At 71.6% G+C, this 1,221-nt stretch carries 1 protein-coding gene; it reads left to right on the forward strand.

The features are described 5' to 3' along the window. Window positions 1–34: 34 nt before the first annotated feature. On the forward strand, window positions 35–1,221 hold a 1,187-nt coding region (locus tag IEZ08_RS39025), incomplete at its 3' end, for a condensation domain-containing protein (RefSeq protein WP_308426631.1).

Raw genomic sequence — 1,221 nt, forward strand, 5'->3', positions numbered from 1 at the left:
GAGTCTGCGGACGGTGTTTCCGGAGGTGGGCGGGGTGGCCTCCCAGCACATCCTCGACACCGGCCCGGCTCTGGAGGCGGCAGGGCTCCGCCTGGACGTCGAGCAGGTCGAGGAGGCCGTACTCACCGAGGCCCTGACCGCCTTCGCGAGCCGGGGATTCGACCTGACGGCCGAGCCGCCGATCCGGGCCAAGCTGTTCACCCTCACCCCCACCGAGCACGTCCTGGCCCTGGTCGTGCACCACATCGCCGGGGACGGCTGGTCGATGGCCCCGCTGGCCAGAGATCTGGTCACCGCCTACCTGGCACGCTCCCGCGACCGGATTCCCGCCTTCCCCCCGTTGCCGGTGCAGTACGCCGACTACGCGCTGTGGCAGCGGGAGCTGCTGGGCGAGGAGACCGATCCGGACAGCCTGGTCTCCCGGCAGATCGCGTTCTGGCGGTCGGCGCTGGAAGGGCTGCCCGACCAGCTGGAGCTGCCGGCCGACCGGCCCCGCCCCGCCGTCGCCACCTACCGGGGCGGAACGATCCCGGTGGTCCTCGACGCGGAGACGCACCGGCGGCTGACCGCGCTGGCCCGCGAGTCGGGCGCGAGCCTGTTCATGGTGGTGCAGGCGGCGCTGGCGGCGCTGCTGACCCGGCTGGGCGCGGGCACCGACATCCCGATCGGCAGCCCGATCGCGGGCCGGACCGATGAGGCGCTGGACGATCTGGTCGGGATGTTCGTCAACACGCTGGTGCTGCGGACCGACACCGGCGGTGATCCGAGCTTCCGCGAGCTGGTGGGGCGGGTGCGCGAGACGGACCTGGCGGCGTATGCGCACCAGGACCTGCCGTTCGAGCGGCTGGTGGAGCTCGTCAATCCGGCGCGCTCGATGGCCCGCCACCCGCTGTTCCAGGTGGCCCTGACCTTCCAGAACAATCCACCGGCCGCCCTGGACATCGAGGGGCTCTCCATCGAACCGTGGCGGCTCGATACGGGAGTGGCCAGATTCGACCTGCTGGTCTCCCTGGAGGAGAAGCCGTCCGGAGGCATGGAAGGAGTCCTCGAATACGCCGCCGATCTGTTCGATCGGGTGACGGCTGAGGACATCGCGGCTCGGTTCGTGCGGGTGCTTGAGGCGGTGGCGGCCGATCCTGAGGTGCGGCTGGGGCGGATCGAGCTGCTGGAGCCGGAGGAGCGTGCGCTGATCGTGGAGCGCTGGGCCGGGACCGGGGGTGC

It is taken from the genome of Planobispora rosea (assembly GCF_014648175.1).
Taxonomy (GTDB): Bacteria; Actinomycetota; Actinomycetes; order Streptosporangiales; family Streptosporangiaceae; genus Planobispora; species Planobispora rosea.